Source organism: Enterococcus florum, from assembly GCF_004309355.1.
Classification (GTDB): Bacteria; Bacillota; Bacilli; order Lactobacillales; family Enterococcaceae; genus Enterococcus_A; species Enterococcus_A florum.
This window is the reverse complement of record NZ_BJCC01000069.1, coordinates 1-1,528: the sequence shown is the minus strand read 5'-3', so window position 1 is coordinate 1,528 and position 1,528 is coordinate 1. Positions and strand designations below refer to the sequence as shown.

The 1,528-nt window shown below is 38.1% G+C and carries 1 protein-coding gene; it reads right to left on the bottom strand.

The window, feature by feature from the left end; genetic code table 11:
• Nucleotides 1-16 precede the first annotated feature (16 nt).
• On the bottom strand, nt 17-1,114 hold the full coding sequence (locus tag NRIC_RS19120) for a tyrosine-type recombinase/integrase (protein WP_146624308.1): 1,098 nt from the start codon (nt 1,112-1,114) through the stop codon (nt 17-19).
• Between the last annotated feature and the right edge of the window lie 414 nt (nt 1,115-1,528).

Genomic DNA, 1,528 nt, shown 5'->3' with positions numbered 1-1,528 from the left:
TTTTTTGAAAGTTCCTTTATGCGATTGCTTTTTCCATTTGTTTAACTACCCGCACTCGTTGTTCAATCAACGCATCCGTGTAGGTGTCCAACGTCATTTGCGTTGAGCGGTGACCTAAGATGGCACTGACACTGGCAATATCGCCTTGTGTTTCAATACATCGGGTCGCAAATGTATGCCTCAGCTGATGAAAATGAATCTGTTCCAATCCAACCTTCTTTCTGATCTTATGAAAATGATACGTCAATAATCGCGGTTCTATCGCATGACCATTGGTCGAAAACACAAACTTGCTGATCGCCTGCTTCTTGTGTTCCCAGAGGAGAATCCTCATCGTATCGCTCAAGGGAATGGTTCGCACAGAAGAATCTGTTTTAGAGCTCGTCAGGATCAACTCCGTTTGGTGGTCTCTCTTGACTCGCTGGAGTGTGTGCCTCACCCGGATAAGATTGGTCTGAAAATCAATATCTTCCCATTGTAAAGCTGCGATCTCTCCGATTCGCAAGCCAGAGTGCAACGCTAAAAGGACCGGAAACCCGGCATTTGCCTTTTCAGTGTTTGCTGTTTTCTCCAATCTTCGCTGTTCTTCCCGTGTCAAGGCTCGAGCTTTTTCTTTACCTGCCTTCGGAAGTTTGATCTCTGTAAAAGAATTTTCTGTTACATATTCTTTGCTTTTGGCCTGGTTCAAACATTGATTTAGTATTCGGAAAATGACTCGAATCGTTGAAGCACTCAGTTGCTTTTTTTGTAGATGAGTCAAAAGGATAGCTCCGATTTCAGGTGTCAATTCATTCAACGCATAGGTTCCAATTACTGGGAACACATAATGGGTTAATTTGTATTGGTAATTGGCATAAGTCGATTCCTTAACCTCTTGTTTCATTTCTGTTAGCCAAGAAGTCCCCCACCACTCTAACGACATCGAGGATTCGCCATATTTCCCACGAATCTCTTGGTATTTCGATTTTAACGGATAAAGCTTTGAACGTACTTCGGACAAGGTTCTTCCATAAACAGAACCGTATTTGGTCTTCCCGTTGGCTTTCTTTCCCTTTTTGTATCGCCCTTCCCAGCGACCATCCTTACGTTTGTATATATTTTCTCCTCTGCGCATAGGTCTATCCCTTCTATATTTATGACGGCTTAAAAGACGGTAAAAGGAATCGCTCCAATTAGAGTTAATAACCTTTTTTAATCCTTTTAATTCGCTAAAATGATAAACAATCAATAATTTAATTTATTTTATTAAAAGTTATTGCGTAATTTTTAACCATAATCTATAATTGTTTTAGAAAGCGTCATAAAAAATTAAAAAAATTGTTTTTTAGGCGAATCTCTTTCTTGGTCTATTGAAGACTAAGAGAAAAGTAGCTAGGCCATAAAAAACAACCATTGGCATCATTCTTTAATTAGAATGATTTTTTTATTGCTTAAATTAAAGCCAAAGTCGCTTGATATTTCCTAACTAAAACAATTTAATAATAACAAATAATTCGAATTTTCGTATTTTATTTTTCGAAATATAAAA